The organism is Epilithonimonas sp. (genome assembly GCF_056329745.1).
In genome coordinates, this window is the sequence record NZ_JBWEYV010000012.1 from 78,345 (window position 1) to 101,226 (window position 22,882).

The window sequence follows — 22,882 nt, forward strand, 5'->3', positions numbered from 1 at the left end:
TACAAAGTAAGACCTGCAGATTATTCTACAGGTCTTGATAAAAACTAAATATTACTACTAATAATAATTTTCGGTAAGTAAATCAGCATGCCTTACTTTGCCGATATATGGATGGTTTTTTAAAGCTTCAGATTGTTTCTTGCTCAGAATTCCTATTCAGAAACAGTAGTTTTTCTTTTCTCTCTTAAAATTAATACTTACTAGAAGAAAATTATTAGATTAACCAGCTAAGAATGCCTTCATGTGATTGAAAAAATATTTTCGGTTATCAGAACCTTTTACAGAGCAAAAAGCTCTGTAAAAAATAGCTGATTTTCATTATGTGTGTTTTCAGAATCTGGTGTAATATTTAGGTCTTTCGACTTAAAATTTCTTTCACCTTTATACTTGCAAAGATATCTTAGAAGTGTATCATTTTCCAACAAAACAACATAGATGTATTTCTTATACTTTGTAGATTTTTTTCTACAATAATCTACTACCAATCAATGATCGTAACTTTTCAGCAAGTCTGCCAATTCTACGACATTTTCGATATTGAGCTTTTCATAAATTCTTTTTTTGACCGTGCTCACTGTATTTTGTTTTAGGCCAAGTCTGTTGGCTATTTCAAGGTTGCCAAGACCTTTTCCGTACAATTCTGCAATCTCCAGTTCCCTTTCAGTAAGCGTTTTCAGTGGATCTGCCAGTCTAGGGTTTTGTAAAGAACTTAACAGCAATGTTTGGGTTAGAGGTGATAGGTATTGGCCGGTTTTCTGGATTTGGAGAATGGCCTCTTTGGTTTCTTCCTCTTCCGCCATTTTGCTCAGGAAACCGTCTGCACCGGCATTGATAAACTTAAGTGCCTGGAAGTTTTCATCAACACCTGTATAAACAAGGATTTTGATTCCAGGGTTAATTTTTTTGATTTCCGGGATTATTGTCAGGCTGTTTCCATCCGGAAAATGAGCATCTATTATGGCAATATCTATTGGTTTTGACTTAACAAGATCCAAAACTTGAGAGATATTGGATGCCTGAAAAGTAACGCTCTCTATGCCAATCTCCTCCAACAAAATTAATAATGCTTGTCTTATCAGGCTGTGGTCATCTGCCAAAAGAAAACGGGTGGTTGTATTTATGTTCATAGGTTGGTGCTTAGTCTTAAGGAAAATTTTACTGTTGTGCCTTTCCCCAACTCACTTTTTGCTGATATCGTTCCTCCAAAGAGATCCACAATTTCTTTACAAAGGCTTAATCCTAATCCTGCGCCCAGATTATCTATATTTTCGGATAAAACGCCCTGATAATAAGGTTCAAAAATATTTTCAAGGTCAGATTTTGAAATTCCTGCTCCTGTATCCTTGATTTCTGTAAACAGCGCAATTGTTCTTTCATCAATCACTTCGGATTTTGTAACAACACTTATTTCGCCATTTTCAGTAAACTTATTGGCATTGCCCAAGATATTCATAAAAATCTGATGAATCTTAGCCCTATCCGAGAAAATTTCCAGTTGTGGGTTGATGTCAATTTGCGTTGTAAACTGGTTATTCCTAGTTTCTATATAAGGCTTTATAGAAGTCAGGATGGATACAATTTCATTTCTGAGGTTAAAATCGGTTGGTATAATTTTGTTTTCCTTGCTTTGATTTTTGGTGTATTCTAATATTTGATTAGCCTGGATAAGAAGCGAGTCATTGGTAAAACTGATGGATTTAAGATAAGATTTTACAGTCTCATCCTCTGTTTTTTTATTAATTCTGTTAATGAAAATCCCAATAATCTTAAGCGGCGACCTCAGTTCATGGCTTAGCATTCCCAAGATTCTGTTTTTGAAATTTAGGTTTTCCCGGATTTGCAGGTTGGCGCCACTCAGTTTTTTCTCATAAACAAAAGCAATCCGTGTAAGATACATGATTAAGATGGAGACGATAAACATTAATATCATGGCACCTAGGATTAGGTTTTGTCGAATCTTGCTGGCCTCGGAATTTTGTTTGTCGAGTTCGTTTTGCAATTCTGCTTTGGCATCTTTTACGGCATGTTCGTAGATGTTCATCAGGTCGTTGCTGTAAATCAAAAGATTATTGAATATCTTATAAAACTTGCTGCTCCCATCCCTGTTTTTGGTGATGTTAAGTTGGATTTTTTGTACTTCTTTGGTATAATGGTTATTCACAGATTTCATAAGGCTGTCCATTTCCGTTTTCATTTTGGAAATATCATTCTTCGGACCACCGTTTTTCATGGTGATAACGGTACTTTCTTTTCGGACATTTTCTTTTCCGGCAATCGCATCACCCAATCTTCCGAAAAGTCCTTTTTTCTTAACAGTGTCAGAGTAGGTTTGGGTTTGGATATCAAACTTATCAAAATTGTAATCAAAATCAGCTTTTTTTAATTGAGGAAGATCCTCGCGAATCTTAAAATTAGACTTTGTAGAAAATTGATAAGTTGAGTCAGCCAGGAGTTTCAGTTTTTTGAACTCGGTGGTATCACCATTTTTACGGATCAGTATTTTTGATAAATTTGGATTTTTGAAGCGGTTGATGCTGTCGAAGTTTTTAGTCAGCCGGTTAACAGATTCAAAATAAGATTTCAGGAATTTTTTATCATTGGTAATCAGGTATTTTTGGAAAAAATCCTGAGATTGCAAAAGCTGGTTTCTGGAGTTGTCTGTTATTTTTTCAAGGGCCTCTAGCTGATTAAGTTGGTTATTTATAAATTTTGAATTTTTATGGCTCACAAACTCATTATAAAAAAAACCAGCAATCAGCAGCTGAATCAGCAATATACATAAAAGAAGAGAGTAGTGTATAAACTTTCTAAGCCTAAAACCTGTTGGTTCTTGGTCTTTATTTTTTCCTGCCATACATGTGTGTTTTCCTGTAAATACAGTGGAGTAAAGATAATAAAAAAACCTGCAAATTGTACTTTGCAGGTTGTATTTTAAACTATTCTTAGGAAACTTATAAAGTTTTGAATTGCTCCAGCATTCGGATGTCGTTTTCAAAGAACATTCGAATGTCGCTCATTTGGTAAAGCAGCATCACAATACGTTCGATTCCCATCCCGAAAGCATAACCCGAGAATTTGTCAGGATCTATATTAACATTTTTGAGAACCGCAGGATCTACCATGCCACAACCCATAATCTCTAGCCAGCCAGTACCTTTGGTAATTCTGTAATCCGTTTCTGAATTAAGTCCCCAATAAACATCTACCTCTGCACTTGGCTCTGTAAAAGGGAAGTAAGAAGGCCGCATTCTGATTTTTGACTTGCCAAACAACTCCGTCGTAAAAAACTGAATCGTCTGTTTAAGGTCAGCAAAACTCACATTCTCATCGATATACAAACCTTCGATTTGATGGAAAATACAGTGCGAGCGGGAAGATACCGCCTCGTTACGGAAAACACGACCTGGAGCCAGAATTCTCATTGGCGGTTCGTTATTTTCCATGTAGCGGATCTGTACCGATGAAGTGTGTGTCCTCAGAAGCACATCAGGGTTTTGTTCTATAAAGAACGTGTCCTGCATATCTCTGGCCGGATGGTATTCCGGAAGGTTAAGTGCTGTAAAGTTATGCCAGTCATCTTCTATCTCAGGGCCATCTGCTACTGCAAAACCGATTGATTTGAAGATGTCAATGATTTTATGTTTTACAAGATTGATAGGATGCCGGGAACCCAGTTCCAGAGGAAAAGCCGGTCTTGTGAGGTCTTCTTTTTCCAGAATTATCTGGCTCTGTGATGGTTTTAGCTCTTCCAGTTTGGCGTTGACGGCTTGTTTCAGGCTGTTGATTTTTTGACCAAAATCACGTTTCTGCTCATTAGGTACTTCTTTGAATTTTTCAAAAAAATCATTCAAAACACCTTTTTTTCCGTTGAATCTGATACGGAACTGTTCTATCTCATCTTTTGCAGAAGACTGGAAATTTTGCACTTCTACCAACAATTCATCAATTTTCTCTAGCATTATCTTGTATAAAAATCGTGGACTGCAAAAATACGACTTTTAAAATAAAAAGACCACAAAAAAAATCTGCCTTATAACGGGCAGATAATTTACTGTTAGACTTGTATAGCTTGATTTATTTTTTCTCGATAGCTTTAATCCTCATCTGGACATTGATTTCGTTCTTAATCAAACCTTCTGCGGCAGGCATTTGGAATTTGATACCAAACTCATCTCTGTTAATGTCTTTTGGTTCTGTGGCAATGCTCAACTCGCCATTGGCTACTTTTACATTAGCATTAAAACTGGCTGGTTTTGTAATACCTTTCAAAGTAAGGTTCCCATCGAGGATCGTGTTGTAATCGCCGCCGGCAGGCGCCTCGGATATTTTTGTAATTTCAAAACTCGCCGTAGGAAACTTAGCCACATCAAAAAAATCTGCACTTTTCAGGTGATCAATCAGTTTGGCGTTATTTTCATTATCTTTCAGATCCGTATTGGAAATCGAAGTCATATCTACTACAAATTGACCGCTTTCCAACTTGTTGTTTTTAACGGTCATTTCACCGCTTTCCAGTTTCAGCGTTCCGATATGGCTCGTGTTATCGGATTTTACAACTTTAAAACCTTTCCATTCCGCCTTGCTATTCAGTGTATCTACAACGTAGATTTGGCCGTCATTGGTTGTCAATACTTCATTGTTTTCGCTGGTGACTGGTTTGTCTTTACCACAAGATATAATAGCTACAGCGGAAGAAATCAAGACAATAGCAGGCAGCAGGATTCTTTTTTTCATAATTAATTGCTTTTATAAGGAGAATACTTCACTCATTGATTTTCAGTCAAAAAGTTTTATTTTTTACTAAGTTTTACGTTCTTTGCTAAAATAAATAAAATTCCAACACTTCCAAATATTAATTTTCAAAAGAATGCTCTTAGAAGTCAACAATCTTTATTTCAATTATCAGACCAACCGACCGCTGTTCCAAAACCTGAATCTCAACATCGAAAAAGGGCAGATTATTGCGGTGGCGGGAGAGAGCGGTTGTGGCAAATCTACTTTGCTTAGCCTTATTTATGGCCTGATGGATTGGCAGGGCGGTGAGATTGTTTTTGACGGGCGTGTCCTTCGCGGGCCAAAGTCCAACCTTGTTCCCGGCGAAGCGGATATGAAATTTGTGGCACAAAACTATGATCTGATGCCGTATGGCACGGTGGCGGACAATGTGGGCAAATTTATTTCCAATATCAATCTTGGTGCAAAAAAGAATAAAATTCTGGAGCTTTTGGATATTGTTGGTCTTACTGATTTTGCGAATGTCCTGCCGATTAACCTGAGTGGTGGACAACAGCAGAGAGTAGCTATTGCTAGGGCGTTGGCGATATTACCAAAAATGCTTTTGCTGGATGAACCTTTTAGCAATCTCGATTTTTCCAGAAAGTTTGAACTTCGAGATAAGCTGTTTAATTACGTTAAGGAAAATAATCTCAGTTTGATGATCTCAACGCACGATCTGGAAGAGGTTTTGCCTTGGGCAGACAGGATTGTCGTCTTGCAGGAAGGCCGTTTGATACAAGCCGACTCACCCAAGGAGACTTACGAAAATCCTTATAATGATTATGTTGCCAAGCTTCTCGGAGAAGTCAATATTTTTACAGAAAAAGAACAATTAGAATTTAATCTGGCGAAGAGCCATTATTTCCCTCATCAGATTAAGGTTAGCGAAAGGGGTGCGGAAGCTACAGTTTTAGAAAGCCGGTTTGCCGGTTCGCATTACAGGAACAAGCTGGTTATAGGAGATAAAACTGTTATCGTTTATTCTCAGGAATCGATTTCGGGAACTGTGTTTTTAAAGTTTTAGGCAGATCAAACCGATTGTGGATAAAATATGGATAACTTATACATTAACAGCTTGTTAAATAATATTTTTTTGATGTAAATTTGATTTACTGAAAATTTAAAGGAATTTTTTGGTTAATTCTCTTTCTGCCCTAGGGACTGAAAATTAGCACTCCGCGCGGTTTGCAATCGAAGTCTTTGAAAGATTACCCTGCCAAATCTTTCCTTTTTTTATTTCAGAAAATCATTGTAAAAGCTGTTGCTAATTGGCTCAACTAGGCTTTTTTTACAAATTCTGACTTAAGTGCCATAGACCCAAAACCGTCAATTTTACAGTCGATATTATGATCGCTATCTGGTCTCAGTCTGATATTTTTAACTTTCGTTCCTGCTTTTACGGGCTTTGGAGCACCTTTCACAGGCAAATCTTTGATAACAACCACAGAGTCGCCGTTTTGCAGTTCATTACCATTGGAATCAAAAATCTTGTCGGCATTGGCGGCTTCTGCCGGATCCCATTCGTGAAAGCATTGGGAACAAACCATCATTCCGTCTTGTTCATAGGTATAATCGGATTGGCATTTTGGGCAGATAATAACGTCGCTCATAATTGGTTTTGATTTTAGTTCCCGGTATATATTCCGTGGATTGACGGCTGCAAAGATAACTAAATTGACAATCAGGTTCAAATAACATTTATCATCTGATTTAAAATCAAAATCTTGTTATATTTGTGCGCAAGTAAAAATAAATCTATACTCTATAAAATGAAAAAGACTGCTTTATACGATAAACACGTTGCTCTGGGCGCAAAGATTGTACCATTTGCCGGATTTGAAATGCCGGTGCAATACTCAGGTGTTACAGATGAGCATTTTGCTGTCCGCGAAAAAGCGGGGATTTTTGATGTTTCCCACATGGGGCAGTTTTTTATCGAAGGCCCTTCGGCAAAGGACTTGTTGCAGTTTGTAACGTCTAATAATGTGGATGCCTTAGAAAATGGGAAAGCGCAATATTCCTGCCTGCCCAACGAAAATGGCGGCATTGTGGATGACCTGATCGTTTATAAGATCGCAGATGAAAAATATTTTGTGGTTGTAAACGCCTCCAATATTGATAAAGATTGGGATCATATTTCAAAATACAATGAGAAATTTGGTGCAAAAATGACAAACGCTTCGGATGAGATGTCTCTCATCGCCATCCAAGGACCGAAAGCAACAAAAATTCTTCAGAAATTAACAGAAACCGATTTATCATCCATTCCTTATTATCATTTCGCAATTGGCTCTGTAGATGGCGTTTCGGACGTCATTATTTCCAACACGGGCTATACAGGGAGCGGCGGTTTTGAGATTTATTTCGATAACAAAAATGCAGGACAACTTTGGGATGCGATTATAGAAGCTGGGAAAGATTTTGGGTTAATTCCTTGCGGTTTGGCTGCCAGAGACACTTTGAGGCTGGAAAAAGGTTTTTGCCTTTATGGTAATGATATTGATGATTCCACATCGCCTTTGGAAGCTGGTTTGGGTTGGATTACAAAGTTTGATAAAGATTTTGTTAACAAAGCATTCCTCGAAAATCAAAAAGCAGAAGGTGTTTCCAGAAAGTTAGTTGGTTTTGAAATGCAGGAAAAAGCTATCCCAAGACATGATTACGAGGTGGTAGATGCAGAAGGCAACCTTATTGGTAAAGTAACTTCTGGAACCATGTCGCCCATGAAAAAAATTGGTGTGGGTTTAGCTTATGTGGATAAACCGCATTTTAAATTAGGTTCCGAAATTTTCATCAGAATCAGGAATAAAGACATCCCTGCAAAAGTGGTAAAATTACCTTTTGTAGTTTAGACTTTCCTCAAAAGAATTCTATTGCCCCGGATTGTTTCTGGGGCAATTTTTTTTGCATTAAATTCTACCAATTGTGGAAATTAAAGTTTCCTAATCAATAATTTTACAAAGCCGCATTTTTATTTGAGTCCGAAAAAAAATTATAGTATTTTTGTAAAAAATGTAAAAATGCTCGTTATTGGAATTGCCGGTGGAACAGGTTCCGGGAAAACTACTGTGGTGAATAAAATTCTTCAACAACTTAATGCAGAAGGGGTTAATGTGCTTTCTCAGGATAATTATTACCATGATAACCAGAATCTGACACTCTCCGAAAGGGAAATTCTCAATTATGACCATCCCAAATCCATCGATTTTGAACTTCTTTTGCAACATGTAAAAGCGCTCAAAAATGAGGAAAGTATAGAGCAGCCGATTTATTCTTTTGTAACGCATTCTCGCACTGGCGACCACGTAACTGTAGAACCCAAAAATGTACTGATTGTAGAAGGGATTTTGGTTTTGACCAACAAAGAGTTGCTTAAAGAATTTGACCTCAAAGTCTTTGTTCATGCAGATTCAGACGAGAGGCTCATCAGGCGAATCCGCAGAGACACACAGGAGCGTGGCCGCGATTTGCAGGAGGTTTTGCACCGTTACCAGACTACGCTCAAGCCCATGCATCAGGAATTTATAGAGCCTTCCAAAAACGAAGCCGACCTTATTGTTCCCAACATGCGGCAGAACTCTGTGGCCATCGATTTTTTAACTACGGTTATCAATAATTCACTTAAAAAAGTGTACTAACCTAATTATTATGGCAGCTATTTCCGTCTTCCGCTCCCAATCTTTTTTGTCATCAGCATTAGCCACTGCAAAAAAAGGATTTACGCTCAAGCCGGGCTGCGAGCTATTCTCCCCAAAAAAATACACAGGATTATGAAAGAACTTATTAAGGATATCAAGAAAAAATCACCCACGCTCAAGTTTTTTCAGGCTTATATATTGAACAAGTATGTGCTGACTTTGGCAGGTTTTCTTATCTGGATGATTTTTTTCGACAGCACATCATTCCTGGTTATCAATGAACTGAATGGCGAAATTGGAAGGTACGAAAATCAACTAAATTTTTACAAAACCGAATACGAGAAAAACGACAAATTCTACCGCAAATTGATGAACAACAAGCAAGAAAAGGAAAAATATGCCCGCGAAAATTACTTTATGAAAAAACCCAATGAAGAGATTTTCATCCTGGTAGTTGACAGTTCAAAAATTGCTAAAAAATAAATGTTATGGAGATCAAAAATCATTTTTCCGATTGGGAACAGCTCGTCAAAAAGCAGTTGAAAACAGAAAATATTAATGACGTTCTCCAAAAAGATAATCTGGAAGGCATAGTTGTAAAACCATATTATCCCAATAATTCTCAGGCAAAATTGTTACCAAGGCTCGAAGAAAGCACACACCTTGTCGCGCCTTATCAGGAAAGTTTGGCAGAGCAGGCTTACGCTTTTCTGTTAAATGAAAATGTAGAAGACCTTTATGAAAAGGCGATTTTTATCAATAATCCGGATTTGGCACAGCACATCACAACCGAAGAAAGCAACCGTTATTTTTCGTTGATCGATGTTTTTTCCGAGGATCAATCAGGTCTGGTAGATGCCCATTTAGCAGGCGAATTGCTATCCAAAACCTTTGAAAGGCAAATAGCTGTGGATGTCAGTTTGCATCAGAACGCAGGTGCTTCTGCTACTCAACAGCTGGCTTTTGCTTTAGCCAAATCGAAAGAATTGGTGGAATTGTATGGCGCAGAGATCCTTGAAAAGCTGGTTTTTCGGTTTGCTGTCGGATCCAATTATTTCTTTGAAATGGCAAAAATAAGAGCATTCAAATATCTCTTTAACCAGTTTTCAAAAGAGTATGATAAAGATCTGATTCCTTTCATTTTTTCTGAAACCACGCTACGTAACAAAGCCAAAAACGATCCCGAAAACAACCTAATCCGATCCACACTGGAGCTGGCTTCTGCTATGATTGGTGGTGCAGATGCGGTTTTTTCAAATGATTATAAGATTGAGAATGCATCCGACCTATCACAAGAAATTTCTTTTAAACAGCAGATTGTTTTGGCATATGAAAGCATCATTAATGTTTTTGAAGATGCAGCTTCGGGAAGTTATTTTGTAGAAGATATTACATTACAATTCGCTGAGAAATCTTGGAAATTTTTCATCGAAATTGAAGAAAAAGGCGGCTATCTCGAAATGCTGAAATCGGGCGAAATCCAAAAAATGATTTTTGATCACGCTGTAAAAGAACAACAATGGGCTGAAGAAGGTAAAATTAAACTGATAGGCGTTAATCTCTATCCAAAATCTGAGGTGACCAAAACAGCAGCTGATTTGTATGATGAAAAGCTGATCAAAAGGGTTCGTTTAGCCGAAATGTTTGAGTCATCTTTTTAGAATTTGATCATCAGTGTTCTGTTTTAAAAATCTATAATTCTGAACTCTCAACTAAATCACTATCTTTGCAAAAATTTTAGAAAATGAGCAGAGACGGAAATCAATCAGGAAGAAATAAAAAACCAAGGAGTTTTGGCGCTGGCCGATCTTCTGACAGTTCCCGTGGCTCAGGTGAAAGAAATGGAAAGTCGGCTGCCGGAAGGCCTTTTGGAAATTCTAAAGGGCCAAAAACAACGAGAGGTGGTGACCGTAATTTTGACAGCCGTGACAAATACGAGAACGGCGAGAGAAAATTTGGTCCTAAAAAACCGTTTACTAGAGCAGAGCGTGATGAAGATAAAACTAAATCTTTTATCCAGAAAAGAAGGTTTGACAAAATCAGCAAAAGTATCCCCAAAGAAACCATTAGGCTTAATAAATATATTGCAAACTCCGGTATTTGCAGTAGGAGGGAAGCCGATGACCTTATTACACAAGGTCTTGTAGAAGTTAATGGCAAAGTGGTGACCGAGATGGGTTACCAGGTGCAGAAAACCGACCGTGTTGTTTTTGACGGACAGAATATTACACCGGAAAAACCGGTTTATGTCCTACTCAACAAACCAAAAGGTTACATCTCCACTACTAAAGATGAAAAAGCAAGGAAAACCGTTATGGACCTTACGGCTAATGCTTCGCCATACAGGATTTTCCCGGTTGGCAGGCTAGACAGGCAAACTACCGGTGTTATTTTGCTTACCAATGACGGACATCTTACCAAAAAGCTGACTCATCCATCGTTCAACATGCGCAAGATTTATCATGTGACTTTGGACAGGAAGTTATCCATAGAAGACCTAAAATCTATTGCAGAAGGTATCCGTCTGGAGGAAGGTGTTGCAGAAGTGGACAGTATTTCTTTTATCGAAGGCCAGCCAAAAAATGAAGTTGGCATCGAGATCCACATCGGATGGAATAGGGTAATCCGCAGGATTTTCCAAAAACTCGGTTACGAAGTAGAAGCGCTGGATCGAGTAATGTTTGCAGGTCTTACTAAGAAAAATATCAAACGAGGGCATTGGCGCATCCTAACAGAGCAGGAAGTGAACAACCTCAAAATGCTATAACAATAAAAAAGACTGAATTTTCAGTCTTTTTTTTATTTACAAATCCCGGATATTTCGGTTAAGGTAATTAGAATAATCCGTAATTTCTGCAGGATATTCAGTAGACATAAAGGGAGAACTCAGTATAAAATCTGCCGTGGAAGAATTATTGGCAATGGGAACATTCCAGACCACACAAAGCCTTAGGAATGCTTTTACATCGCTGTCATGCGGCTGTGCTTCCATAGGATCCCAAAAGAAAATGACAATGTCTATTTCATTGGTTGCGATGAGTGCGCCCAACTGTTGATCGCCACCCAAAGGACCACTTAGAACCCTTATTACTTCAACATTTAATTCTTTTTCAATGAGTTTTCCCGTGGTTCCGGTTGCAATCAAGCGGTGTTGGGAAAGGATTTCCTTATGCTTTTTTACCCAGCTGATCAGCTCATCTTTTTTATGGTCATGCGCAACAAGGGCAATAGTTTTTCTTGGCGTTATGATTCGTGTTTTCATTTTTAACTTTTTGTAAAAATAAAAAACAGCAGCTATAAAAGCTACTGTTTTGGTTCTTTAATTTAAGGTTTACCCCTTTAGGAAATCAATTAAAATATTATTAACTTCCTCTGCATGTGTTACGTTTAGGCCGTGCGGCGCACCTGGAATCACGTGGTACTGGCTTTGGACAATGCCTTTTGCAGCCTGATCTCCGGCTGTAGCAATGGGAACAATCTTATCTGCATCGCCGTGGATGATCAATGTTGGGACTGTAACATTTTTGAGTTCCGGGCGAAAGTCTGTATTGGCCCAGCTCTCAGCACACTTAATGGTGGCGATGGGAGAAGCCTGTGAGGCAATGCTCCAGTCAAAGTCCAGTTGTTTCTGACTTACCGATTGAGACAACAGTCCAAAGTTGTAGAAATTTTTGTGGAAACCTTCCAGAAAAGTTACCCGGTCTTTTTTCAAGTTATTGAGAATGTCGTCGAGGTCTTTTTCAGGTACGCCATCAGGGTTGTCATCTTTTTGTTTAACCAAAGGGATGATGGAAGCGATAAGTGTGACTTTATCAATGTTTTCTGAGCCATAATTGGTAAGGAATCTTACCACTTCGCCGCCGCCCATGGAGAATCCTACGAGAATGACATTTTGTAAATCCAATTCACCTATAATGTCCAAAAGGTCTTCTGCAAGGCCATTGTAACAGTAGCCATCCAGTGTTGGTAATGATTTACCGAAACCTTTTCTATCGTATGTGATAACGCGGTAACCAGCTTCTAACAATGCCGGAACCTGTAACTCCCAGGATTTGCTGCTGAGTGGCCATCCGTGAATAAGGATAATTGGCTGTCCTTCCCCGAAATCTTCGTAATAGATACTTTTGTTCTTGTCGATTGGTTTTGTGATGTAAGGCATATTGTAATTTTTTATATTAACAGTCATTTTAAACCAAACATCAGACCACAAAAAGAGCTTCCTTAATCAAGAAAGCTCATTAATTATCGGTGGAGCAAATTACTATCCTATCTCGATGCCATTTTCCACATTGCTGTCATCAGGCGTTACAAAAGATAATTTACCATCTGGCTTAGTTGTCAACAAGAACATTCCTTGAGACTCAATTCCACGGATTTTTCTTGGTGCAAGGTTGAGTAAGATCATCACCTGCTTGCCAATCAATTCTTCTGGCGAAAAACTTTCTGCAACGCCAGAAACGACCGTTCTAATATCCACGCCTGTATCTACTTTAAATTTTAGAAGTTTATCTGCCTTTTCAACTTTCTCGGCTTCTAGGATGGTGGCTGTTCTTAGATCGATTTTAGCAAAATCATCAAAGGTGATTTGTTCTTTCATAGGATTGGCGTTCGGGTTGGTTTTCTTATTATTTTCTTTTGTTTTTTCTAATTTTTGGATCTGAGCCTCGATGACATCATCTTCTATTTTTGAGAAAAGAAGAGACGCTTCGTTGATTTGATGTCCGGCTTCTATCAATACGGCATTGCTTTCAACCACGCTCCAATCAGATTTTTCTACATTGAACATCGTTAACAATTTCTCTGAACTAAAAGGCATAAAAGGTTCACACAACTGCGCCAATGCTACCGCAATCTGAGCACCCACAAATAAAGACTGAGCCGCTTTTTCCGGATTGTCTTTGATGGTTTTCCAAGGTTCTTCGGTCTGAAGATATTGGTTACCAAAACGGGCAAGGTTCATCAATGCCGACAAAGCATTACGGAATTCATAATTCTCGAGAAAACCAGCAATTTCCTGAGCTGCTTTATTGATTTCTTTAAGCTCTCGTCCAGTAGCATCACCGTGAGGAACGACACCATTGTAATATTTGTGGATCAAAACTGCAACCCTGTTGATAAAGTTTCCAAAAATCCCAACCAATTCAGAATTGTTTTTCGTTTGGAAATCTTTCCACGTAAAGTTGTTATCCTTGGTTTCTGGCGCAGATGATAGCAAAGCATAACGCAAAACATCCTGCTGACCAGGGAAATCTTCTACATACTCGTGTGCCCACACTGCCCAATTTCTGGAAGTGGAAATTTTATCATTTTCAAGATTCAGGAATTCAAAAGCAGGGACGTTTTTTGGTAAAATGTAATCGCCGTGTGCCTTCAACATACTTGGGAAAATAATACAGTGAAATACAATATTATCCTTACCGATGAAATGAATCAAATCCGATTCTTCGCTTTGCCAGTAATCTTTCCAGTTTTTGCCATTTTTCTCTGCCCATTCTTTGGTAAATGAAATATAGCCAATCGGCGCGTCAAACCAAACGTAAAGTACTTTCCCTTCCGCATTTGGGAGCGGTACAGGGACACCCCAATTGAGATCCCTGGTCATCGCACGAGGTTTGAGGCCATCATTAAGCCAGGATTTTACCTGTCCGTAAACGTTGGTTTTCCAATCATTTTTATGACCTTCGATAATCCATTTGTTGAGGAAATCCTCGTATTCATTTAAAGGTAAATACCAGTTTTTTGTTTCTTTTAAGATGGGCACATTCCCACTCAGCATTGATTTTGGATTGATCAACTCCGATGGAGACAGGGTAGAACCGCATTTTTCGCATTGGTCTCCGTAGGCATTTTCATTACCGCAATGAGGACAGGTCCCAACGATATAACGATCGGCTAAAAATTCGCCAGCTTGCTCGTCAAAATATTGCTCGGATACTTCTTCTGTAAATTTATTTTTTTCATAAAGCACTTTAAAGAAATCTTGGCTGGTCTCATAATGGTTTTTGGATGTAGTGCGCGAATATTCGTCAAACGAAATGCCCAGATCCGAGAAGGATTTTTTGATAATCCCATGGTATTTGTCCACAATATCTTGTGGCGTAACGCCCTCTTTTTTTGCTTTAATGGTAATAGGGATACCGTGCTCATCTGATCCGCAAATGAATGCGACATCTTTCCCGGATCTTCTCTGGAATCTTGCATAGACATCCGCAGGGATATAAACACCCGCCAAATGCCCTATATGAACCGGTCCGTTTGCATAAGGCAAAGCCGCCGTAATCATCTTTCTGTTTGACATTATAATTGAAAATTTGAGATGCAAAATTACGATTTTAGTTTGAAAGAATCTTCATTATTGATTTTATTATAAAACTTAAAATATGCTAAGATTTTAATAATTTAAAGATATTGGATACTTAATCAAAAGTTCATTTTTTGTTAATATAGAATTCATTTTGGTTAATTTAGTGCAAGAAAAAGTTAAACGATTGTTTAAAAATATGTTAAAATTTATAAAAATGTTAAAATTTAATTTTTAATATAAGTAATTGATTTGTATGATTTTAGGTGTTGTTGTTTTATGTCTTAAATTATAAAATATGAGTAGAAACGGTCTTTTTTAAAATATTTTAAGATGGTATTGATTTTTTTTTAAATTGGCAATCAGGATAAGACGATAATTATCTTGATTAAAATAAAATAATACAAACCTTAAAAATTTATTTTTTGTGAGAAACTATAATGTACTGAAAATTGCCCCCGCTTTTTTGCTGTTTGGGACAATGCTACATGCACAACAAGGCGATTCCATCAAAAAGGAAACCGAGATCGAACAAGTGGTGCTGATTGGTTACGGTAAACAGAAGAAAACCGATGTCACTGGTTCCATCACTTCTGTTACTGCAAAAGATTTCAACGGTGGTGCATCTTCACCTGCACAGCTGATACAGGGAAAAACGCCAGGTGTACAAATTACTAATAATAGTGGTGCACCTGGCGCAGGTAGTTCTATTAGAGTGAGGGGTATCTCTTCTTTAACAGGCAATAATTCTCCTCTAATTGTTATTGACGGTGTTCCTCAGGACTTCAGTGCTGTTTCAGGAGCGTCCGATCCTTTATCACTCATCAATCCAAATGATATCCAGAGTTTTGATATCCTGAAAGATGCTTCTGCTGCGGCAATCTATGGTAACAGAGCTTCCAATGGTGTTATTCTCATTACGACTAAGCAAGGATCTGCCGGAAAATTCAAAGTTGGCTTTTCTACATTAGCTTCTGTTTCTACAAAAATGGGTAATGTTGATGTTCTTGATGCGGATGAATTCAGAAACTTTGTGAATACGTATGCCCCCGCAGGTTATAAATCAAGATTAGGAAATGCCAATACCAATTGGCAAGATCAGATTTATCAAAAAGCGTGGGGAACGGATAACAATATTTCGTTATCTGGGGGTGTAAAAGGTTTGCCTTATAGATTATCTCTTGGCTATAATGAGCAAAATGGTATTGTGAAAACCAATAATTTTAGAAGAACCTCAATTGGATTAAATTTAAATCCTAAATTTTTTGATAACCATTTGACTGTTAACATCAATGGAAAAGGAACTTTTACGGATAATAGATTTCCTGCGGAAGGTGTGATTGGTAGTGCTACTTATTTTGATCCTACCCAACCAGTCTATTCGGGTAACTCAAATTTTGGGGGTTACTACGAATGGTTAACCGCAGATCCTGCGAAACCTATTAATGTTAATGCTACTGCCAACCCATTAGCAATGCTTGCGGCCACTAGAGATGTGTCATCTATTTGGAGAGGATTAGGTAATGTTCAGTTGGATTATAAATTCCATTTTTTACCAGATTTGCATTTTAATGTGAACGCCGGTATAGATTACACAAAAAGTGAGGGTGCAAAAACGGTGAACGGCGCTTATAAAATTGGTTATAATGATAAGGGAACTTATAGAGAATATTCTCAAGAGAGGAAAAATAAGTTGTTGGAAACCTACCTGAGCTATGTGAAGACTATCGACGCAATAGACACCAATGTTGATGTTGTTGCTGGCTACGCGTATCAAAAATTTCAGAATTATGTACCATTTGCACCAACCTATAATGGTAATAATACGCCGATAGTAGTCTCTCCGGATTATAAAGATGAGCGGGTTTTGCTTTCTTTCTACGGAAGGGCAATTTTTACCATTGCTAATAAATATATTATTTCTGGATCATTAAGGAGAGACGGGTCTTCTAGATTTTACAATGGTACAACCAATAACTTATGGGGCGTTTTCCCTGGTGTTTCATTAGCTTGGAAGATTAATGAAGAAAACTTCCTAAAAGACTCTGGATTGTCAACCTTAAAATTACGCGGTGGATGGGGTAAGACAGGAAATCAGGAGATTACTGGGGGAACTTATCCTGCTTATGCTGCCTATAATCCAAGTAACGGTGGGGCTTCTTACCAATTTGGAAGCAGCTACTACTTCATGTATCGTCCCAATATCTACAATCCGAATTTAAAATGGGAGACAACAATCACGAAGAATGTAGGTCTTGATTTCGGATTCTTAAAAAACAGAGTTTTTGGTTCTGTGGAAATTTACCAAAAGAATACCAATGATCTGATATTAGACAGCCCTATTGCTGCTGGTGATTTAAGTAATCATAATATCCTTAATGTAGGGAATATGGAGACTAAAGGGATTGAAGGTAATATCACATTTGTTCCTGTTAAGAATGAAAATACAACTTGGGAATTCTCTCTTAATGCCACGCATTATAACTCCAAAATTACTAAGTTGATTAATGGAGCTGATGAATCTTATAATATTCCTACAGGATCTATTGCAGGAGGTGTTGGTAATACCATTCAAGCGCATTATGTTGGCGGGCAGCCTTATTCTTTCTACGTCTATCAACAGGTTTACGATAACAGTGGAAAACCTTTGGACGGTGTATTTGTAGACCGTAATGGTGACGGTATAGTTAATGCAAAAGATATGTATTATTATAAGTCTACTCAACCCGACGTCATCCTAGGTTTTAATACAAAATTGAGCTACAAGGCTTGGGATTTAGGTTTGAGCGCGAGGGCAATTATCGGTAACTATGTTTACAATAATGCATCATCCAACAGCTCCTTGCAGTCTGCTGCAACCAATGATTACCTTCAGAATGTTTACAGTTCTGCAGCTAATAACAAGTTTACGATACCAAGATATTTTTCTGATCTTTTTATAGAAAATGCTTCTTTCCTTAGGTTGGATAATGTAAATATAGGATACAATTTTAAAGATATTTTTGCGCCCGGATCCAGCCTAAGAGTTTATGGTATGGCACAGAATGTTTTTGTAATCACCAAATACTCGGGAGTAGATCCTGAGGTATTTAACGGAATTGATAATGGGTATTATCAGATGCCAAGAATTTACTCTCTAGGACTTAACTTTCAATTTTAATCAACAATGAAACATAATAAATACAAATCAATATCTGTGGCTGTAGCCTTTATGGCTCTATTTGCCACTACAACTTCTTGTGTAAATGATCTGGAGCAGGTTCCTATCACAGATGTAACATCATTAAGCGTTTTTTCGGATTTTGCCAATTACCCTAATGCATTAGCAAAATTATATGGTGGACTTGCGCACGGTGGACAGGAAGGTGGTGGTGGTAACGCCGATATCAATGGTATTGACGGTAACTTTTCCCAATACACCCGACAATTGTTCACGTTGCAGTCTCTACCTACAGACGAAGCTGTAATAGCTTGGAATGATGGTAACTTACAGACTATTCACAAAATGACCTGGGATTCACAAAATGAATTTGTTGGTGGGATGTACTACAGGATTTTTACAGAAATTGCCTTCTGTAATGAATTTATAAGAAATACTACTGATGACAAGCTCGCAAGTAATAATATTACGGGAAACAATCTGACAGAAGCTAAATATATGAGGGCAGAGGCAAGGTTCTTACGTGCTTTAGCATATTATCACGCTCTAGATCTTTATGGCAATGTTCCTTTTGTGAGAGAAGATTATATGCCTGGATCTGTTAACCCACCGGAAAGGATTACAAGACCAGAACTATTCAAATACGTTGAGTCCGAATTGCTAGCATGTGCAACAGATCTTAAAGATGCTAGAACTAACCAATATGCCAGAGCTGACAAAGGTGCTGCATGGGCTTTGCTTGCCAAGCTATATCTTAATGCAGAAGTGTATACTGGTACACCACGTTACAAAGATGTCATAACATATTGTGACAAAGTTACAGGTGCAGGGTATGCTCTTAAAAGCAATTATCAGGATTTATTCTTGGCAGATAATGATAAAAATAACAGTGAAGTTATTCTTCCGGTTGCTTTTGATGGACTAAGAATACAAACATCTGGAGGTACAACCTATATGGTACATGCTGCTGTTGGCGGATCTATGAAAGCTGATGACTTCGGAATTAGTGGTGGTTGGGGTGGTTTAAGAACTACCAAATCATACGTCGCATTATTTCCTTCTAATGACAGCAGAGGAAATTTTTATAAAAATGGTCAGAATCTGGAGATCAATGATCTAGGAACATTTACAGATGGTTATGGATTTATAAAATATAAAAATGTGACTAGTACTGGTGTTAAAGGATCTGATCCTTCAGGCAATTATGTAGATGCGGACCAACCTATTTTGAGATTGGGTGACGTTTATCTAATGTATGCGGAGGCTGTAGCAAGAGGTGCTGGTGGTGATCCTTCAAAGGCATTAGGCTATGTTAATGCTCTTAGGACAAGAGCAGGCGCACCTACTGTAAGCAGTATTGATAAAGATTTTATTCTTGATGAAAGAGGAAGAGAACTTGGTTGGGAAATGACTAGAAGAACTGATTTAATTAGATACGGTAAATTTACATCTGCCGCCTATCTATGGCCGTGGAAAGGTGGTACCAAAGATGGTTCTGCGGTAGCTGATTTTAGAAACCTCTATCCAATTCCTGCAAAAGATATCATTGCAAACAAAAACCTTATTCAAAATCCTGGATATTAAAAACTTGATAATAAATGAAAAATATATTTAAAATTTTAACCGTTGCATTAGTTTCCGTTTTTCTTTTTTCATGCGAAAAGGATGAGGATCAGGCAACGCTAGAACAACAGTCTTCTGCAACTATATCAGCAGACAAAACCACTGTTGTGCTTAATGAGGTTATTGCGTCTCAGCCAGCTGTTAACTTTGCTATATCGCAGGCACAATTCAATATCAAAATTGTACCTGTGCAACAATTGGAAATCGCTCTTAAAGGTGGTAATTTTAAAAATAGTTCTACAATTGATGTCGCCAACAATTTGTCAAAAATAGCAGTAACTAATGCTCAGCTGAATGCTGCGATGTATAGCATTGGCGCTACACCAGATCTTCCGAATCAAACAGAAGTAAGATTAAAAACGGTAGTAGGTTCTGCAGTATTTTATTCCAATGTGATTACCGCTACTATTACTCCGTATACCCCTAATCCCGATTTGATTTATCCAAAAATTCAGGTGCCAGGTGGATATGCTGGGGCGGCAGGTTATGACAATTGGCAACCAAATAATTCGCCTAATCTTTTCTCACCAGCAAAAGACGATAAATACAGAGGCTTTATTTACGTGTCTTCTGACAAAAGTGAGTTTAAGTTTGCAATCAATAATGATTGGGCCGGAAACAAAGGTGATGATGGATCTGGTACTGGCAAACTCAAAGTTGATGGCGCTAATATTCCAGCAAAAGTAGCAGGTACATATTATTTAAAAGTAGATTGGGCTGCTAACACTTACTCGGCAGTCTTGGCCAACTTTGGTGTCATTGGAGATGCAACACCAACGGGTTGGAACTCCGATACAGATTTTGTTTACAATCCAACTACAAAAACCTATGTTATCAACTCCATCGCATTATCATCTGGCGGCGTTTTCAAGTTCAGAGCTAATGATGGTTGGGATATAAAAATTCAGCCAGCCAGCGCCGATCAGGTATTGGTTTCTGGTAAAGCTGTTACAACTTACCTTACATCAGAAGGGACTGTAACAGGGGACAGCAGCTATAAAGTTGAGACCGCAGGTAATTATAAGATTGAGTTAGATCTTCATAACTCGGCCAATTATAAACTTACTGTTACAAAACTGTAATTTGAAATTATAAATAGAAAAGTGTTGCGGTTGCGCAGCACTTTTTTTATATTGTAGCAATATATAAACCTTAGAGAAAATGAAAAAAATCACCATTGGAGCAGTGTTGTTCTCATTGATGTTTACCGGGATTAATGCCCAAAACCTGAAGTCGCCAGACGGCAAATTTGAAATGAATTTCCAACTGAAAAATGGCGTTCCTTTTTATAATTTAAAGTATAATGGGAACGTAGTTGTAGAAGATTCAAAATTGGGGATTAGGCTTTTCAAGGATACTTCTATCAAATTTGCGTCTGAGATTGCGAAACCGGAAGATGCGACATTTGATCTTAACAACGGTTTTACAAAAACTGCTGAAAAAAGAGACTCGAAAAACGAAAATTGGCAACCGGTTTTAGGCGAGAAAAAAAACTATATCAATCATTATAATGAATTGGCCGTTACACTGAATCAGGCTGCGTCTGATCGCAGCATTGTGGTGAAATTTAGGTTGTTTAATGATGGTTTAGGTTTCCGCTATGAGTTCCCTCAGCAGAAAAACCTTAACTATTTTGTCATTAGGGAAGAAGATTCGGAAATCGATTTCCCAACAGATATGAAAGCCTGGTGGATCCCCGGAGATTACGATTCCCAGGAATATCAGCCTCAGACAACAAAAGTATCAGAAATCCCTGCCAGATGGGCACAATCTGTAGATTCCAATGCCTCTCAAACACCAATTAAAGATGCGGTGCAATCGCCACTGATGCTGAAAGTGGAAGGCAAATCACCATTGTATATCAATGTGGCAGAAGCCGCCGTTTTGGATTATCCGGCTTCCCACCTGGAAGTGGATGCTAAAAATTTCAAATTCAAAACCCATCTTACGGCAGACAGGCAAGGTGCCAAAGGTTATATCCAAACACCATCAACCACACCTTGGAGAACGATAATCGTTTCCCCGAAAGCCGAAGAAGTTTTGGATTCCAAAATGCTGTTTAACCTGAATGAGCCGACAAAATATACCGACACATCTTACATCCACCCAACAAAGTATATGGGCGTATGGTGGGAGATGATTATTGGGAAATCGCAATGGGCTTATTCTACCGCTGAAAATGTACATATTGGCGAAACCGATTTTTCTAAATTAACACCTAACGGAAAACACGCTGCAAACAATACCAAAGTTAAAGAATATATCGATTTTGCAGCGGCCAACGGCTTCAAAGGTCTTTTGATCGAAGGCTGGAACACGGGCTGGGAAGATTGGTTTGGGCACTCCAAAGAGTTTGTATTTGATTTCATCACGCCGTATCCGGATTTTGATATTAAAATGCTGAACGATTATGCACATTCCAAAGGGATTAAACTCATAATGCACCACGAGACTTCTGGCTCTGCAACCAATTACGAAAGATGGGCAGATAAAGCCTTTAAGCTGATGAATCAATATGGTTATGATGCGGTAAAAACAGGTTATGTTGGTGATATTATCCCAAGAGGTGAGCACCATTATTCCCAATGGACAATCAACCATTTTTACAGGATTGCCCAAAAAGCCAATGAGTACAAAATTATGGTTAACTCTCACGAATCGGTGAGGCCAACAGGCGAGAGCAGGACATATCCCAACTACGTCTCTGCCGAAGCTGCGCGCGGAACCGAGTTTGAGGCTTTTGGTGGTAACAATCCGGATCATCAGACCATTTTGCCTTTCACCAGGTGGATGGGCGGCCCGATGGATTACACACCGGGGATTTTCCAAACCAAACTGGATTATTATTTCCCAGGTGATCAGCGTTTTGTGAAAACCACTTTGGCAAAGCAACTGGCGCTTTATGTGGTGATGTATCAGCCGCTACAGATGGCTGCAGATTTGCCAGAGAATTACGCCAAACATATGGATGCATTTCAGTTTATCAAAGACGTGGCAGCGGATTGGGACGATACCAAAATCCTTTCCGCAGAGCCGGGAGATTACATCCACACAGCCAGGAAAGCTAAAGGAACGGACAATTGGTTTGTAGGCGGGATTACCGATGAAAACGCAAGGGATTTTACTGTGGATTTTTCCTTCCTTGATAAAGGTAAAAAGTACGAAGCAACCATTTACGAAGATGGTAAAGATGCAGATTATATCAACAATCCGCAGAGTTACCATATTTACAAAAAAACAGTGGACAGCAAAACAAAACTGCCTGTTCATTTGGTGAGAAGTGGTGGTTACGCCATTTCTGTAAAGCCAATTAAATAAAATACCGTTCCCTTTACAAAATTTTCGACATTTTTTGTAAAGGGATTTTTTTACATTTTCAGTTAT

General features: G+C 38.3%; 18 protein-coding genes. 10 read left to right on the forward strand and 8 right to left on the reverse strand.

What is annotated here, in order from left to right; translation table 11 throughout:
* Positions 1–485: 485 nt before the first annotated feature.
* The 4 genes from AC00Y6_RS10015 to AC00Y6_RS10030 form a co-directional block, all read right to left on the reverse strand.
* The gene (locus AC00Y6_RS10015) at positions 486–1,127 is read right to left on the reverse strand and encodes a response regulator (RefSeq protein WP_474490481.1); all 642 of its coding nucleotides are present in this window, start codon (positions 1,125–1,127) and stop codon (positions 486–488) included.
* Positions 1,124–2,854 carry a sensor histidine kinase gene (locus tag AC00Y6_RS10020; RefSeq protein ID WP_474490482.1) on the reverse strand — a complete coding sequence of 577 codons (1,731 nt, stop codon included), beginning with the start codon at positions 2,852–2,854 and terminating at the stop codon, positions 1,124–1,126. Before AC00Y6_RS10020 ends, AC00Y6_RS10015 begins: the two co-directional genes overlap by 4 nt.
* Positions 2,855–2,951: 97 nt before the next feature.
* Entirely contained in the window at positions 2,952–3,959 is a 1,008-nt protein-coding gene (gene pheS, locus AC00Y6_RS10025; protein ID WP_474490483.1) for a phenylalanine--tRNA ligase subunit alpha, read from the reverse strand.
* Positions 3,960–4,074: 115 nt separating this feature from the next.
* The gene (locus tag AC00Y6_RS10030; RefSeq protein WP_474490484.1) at positions 4,075–4,734 is read right to left on the reverse strand and encodes a YceI family protein; all 660 of its coding nucleotides are present in this window, start codon (positions 4,732–4,734) and stop codon (positions 4,075–4,077) included.
* A gap of 133 nt (positions 4,735–4,867) precedes the next feature.
* Between AC00Y6_RS10030 and AC00Y6_RS10035 the strand changes: the two genes are divergently transcribed.
* Positions 4,868–5,800 carry a sulfate/molybdate ABC transporter ATP-binding protein gene (locus AC00Y6_RS10035; RefSeq protein WP_474490485.1) on the forward strand — a complete coding sequence of 311 codons (933 nt, stop codon included), beginning with the start codon at positions 4,868–4,870 and terminating at the stop codon, positions 5,798–5,800.
* A 253-nt stretch (positions 5,801–6,053) separates the two neighbouring features.
* Here AC00Y6_RS10035 and AC00Y6_RS10040 read toward each other — a convergent pair whose 3' ends face one another.
* Positions 6,054–6,386 carry a zinc ribbon domain-containing protein YjdM gene (locus AC00Y6_RS10040; protein ID WP_474490486.1) on the reverse strand — a complete coding sequence of 111 codons (333 nt, stop codon included), beginning with the start codon at positions 6,384–6,386 and terminating at the stop codon, positions 6,054–6,056.
* 159 nt (positions 6,387–6,545) lie between these two features.
* On the opposite strand from AC00Y6_RS10040, the gene gcvT reads away from it, so the two are divergent.
* The 5 genes from gcvT (at position 6,546) to AC00Y6_RS10065 (ending at position 11,181) form a co-directional block, all read left to right on the forward strand.
* Positions 6,546–7,628 (forward strand): glycine cleavage system aminomethyltransferase GcvT, encoded by a 1,083-nt coding sequence (gcvT, locus tag AC00Y6_RS10045; RefSeq protein WP_474490487.1) that lies wholly within the window; start codon positions 6,546–6,548, stop codon positions 7,626–7,628.
* A 168-nt stretch (positions 7,629–7,796) separates the two neighbouring features.
* On the forward strand, positions 7,797–8,414 hold the full coding sequence (gene udk / locus AC00Y6_RS10050) for a uridine kinase (RefSeq protein WP_474490488.1): 618 nt from the start codon (positions 7,797–7,799) through the stop codon (positions 8,412–8,414).
* Positions 8,415–8,546: 132 nt separating this feature from the next.
* Positions 8,547–8,897, forward strand: a complete 351-nt coding sequence (locus AC00Y6_RS10055) for an FtsB family cell division protein (protein WP_474490489.1) — start codon at positions 8,547–8,549, stop codon at positions 8,895–8,897.
* Positions 8,898–8,902: 5 nt separating this feature from the next.
* The gene (locus tag AC00Y6_RS10060) at positions 8,903–10,075 is read left to right on the forward strand and encodes a methylmalonyl-CoA mutase family protein (RefSeq protein ID WP_474490490.1); all 1,173 of its coding nucleotides are present in this window, start codon (positions 8,903–8,905) and stop codon (positions 10,073–10,075) included.
* 83 nt (positions 10,076–10,158) lie between these two features.
* The gene (locus AC00Y6_RS10065; RefSeq protein WP_474490491.1) at positions 10,159–11,181 is read left to right on the forward strand and encodes a pseudouridine synthase; all 1,023 of its coding nucleotides are present in this window, start codon (positions 10,159–10,161) and stop codon (positions 11,179–11,181) included.
* Between the two features lie 36 nt (positions 11,182–11,217).
* On the opposite strand, the gene AC00Y6_RS10070 is transcribed toward AC00Y6_RS10065, so the two are convergent.
* The 3 genes from AC00Y6_RS10070 to metG form a co-directional block, all read right to left on the reverse strand.
* Positions 11,218–11,676 (reverse strand): methylglyoxal synthase, encoded by a 459-nt coding sequence (locus AC00Y6_RS10070; protein ID WP_474490492.1) that lies wholly within the window; start codon positions 11,674–11,676, stop codon positions 11,218–11,220.
* A gap of 69 nt (positions 11,677–11,745) precedes the next feature.
* Complete coding sequence (locus tag AC00Y6_RS10075; RefSeq protein WP_474490493.1) at positions 11,746–12,600, reverse strand: alpha/beta fold hydrolase; 855 nt, start codon at positions 12,598–12,600, stop codon at positions 11,746–11,748.
* A 75-nt stretch (positions 12,601–12,675) separates the two neighbouring features.
* The gene (gene metG / locus AC00Y6_RS10080; RefSeq protein WP_474490494.1) at positions 12,676–14,712 is read right to left on the reverse strand and encodes a methionine--tRNA ligase; all 2,037 of its coding nucleotides are present in this window, start codon (positions 14,710–14,712) and stop codon (positions 12,676–12,678) included.
* A gap of 430 nt (positions 14,713–15,142) precedes the next feature.
* Between metG and AC00Y6_RS10085 the strand changes: the two genes are divergently transcribed.
* From AC00Y6_RS10085 to AC00Y6_RS10100, 4 genes are all read left to right on the forward strand, one after another.
* On the forward strand, positions 15,143–17,875 hold the full coding sequence (locus tag AC00Y6_RS10085) for a SusC/RagA family TonB-linked outer membrane protein (RefSeq protein WP_474490495.1): 2,733 nt from the start codon (positions 15,143–15,145) through the stop codon (positions 17,873–17,875).
* 6 nt (positions 17,876–17,881) lie between these two features.
* Positions 17,882–19,459, forward strand: a complete 1,578-nt coding sequence (locus tag AC00Y6_RS10090; RefSeq protein ID WP_474490496.1) for a RagB/SusD family nutrient uptake outer membrane protein — start codon at positions 17,882–17,884, stop codon at positions 19,457–19,459.
* 14 nt (positions 19,460–19,473) lie between these two features.
* Positions 19,474–20,580, forward strand: coding sequence for a SusE domain-containing protein (locus AC00Y6_RS10095; protein WP_474490497.1), 1,107 nt, complete (start codon positions 19,474–19,476; stop codon positions 20,578–20,580).
* A gap of 79 nt (positions 20,581–20,659) precedes the next feature.
* Positions 20,660–22,816 (forward strand): glycoside hydrolase family 97 protein, encoded by a 2,157-nt coding sequence (locus AC00Y6_RS10100; protein WP_474490498.1) that lies wholly within the window; start codon positions 20,660–20,662, stop codon positions 22,814–22,816.
* The last annotated feature ends 66 nt before the right edge of the window (positions 22,817–22,882 follow it).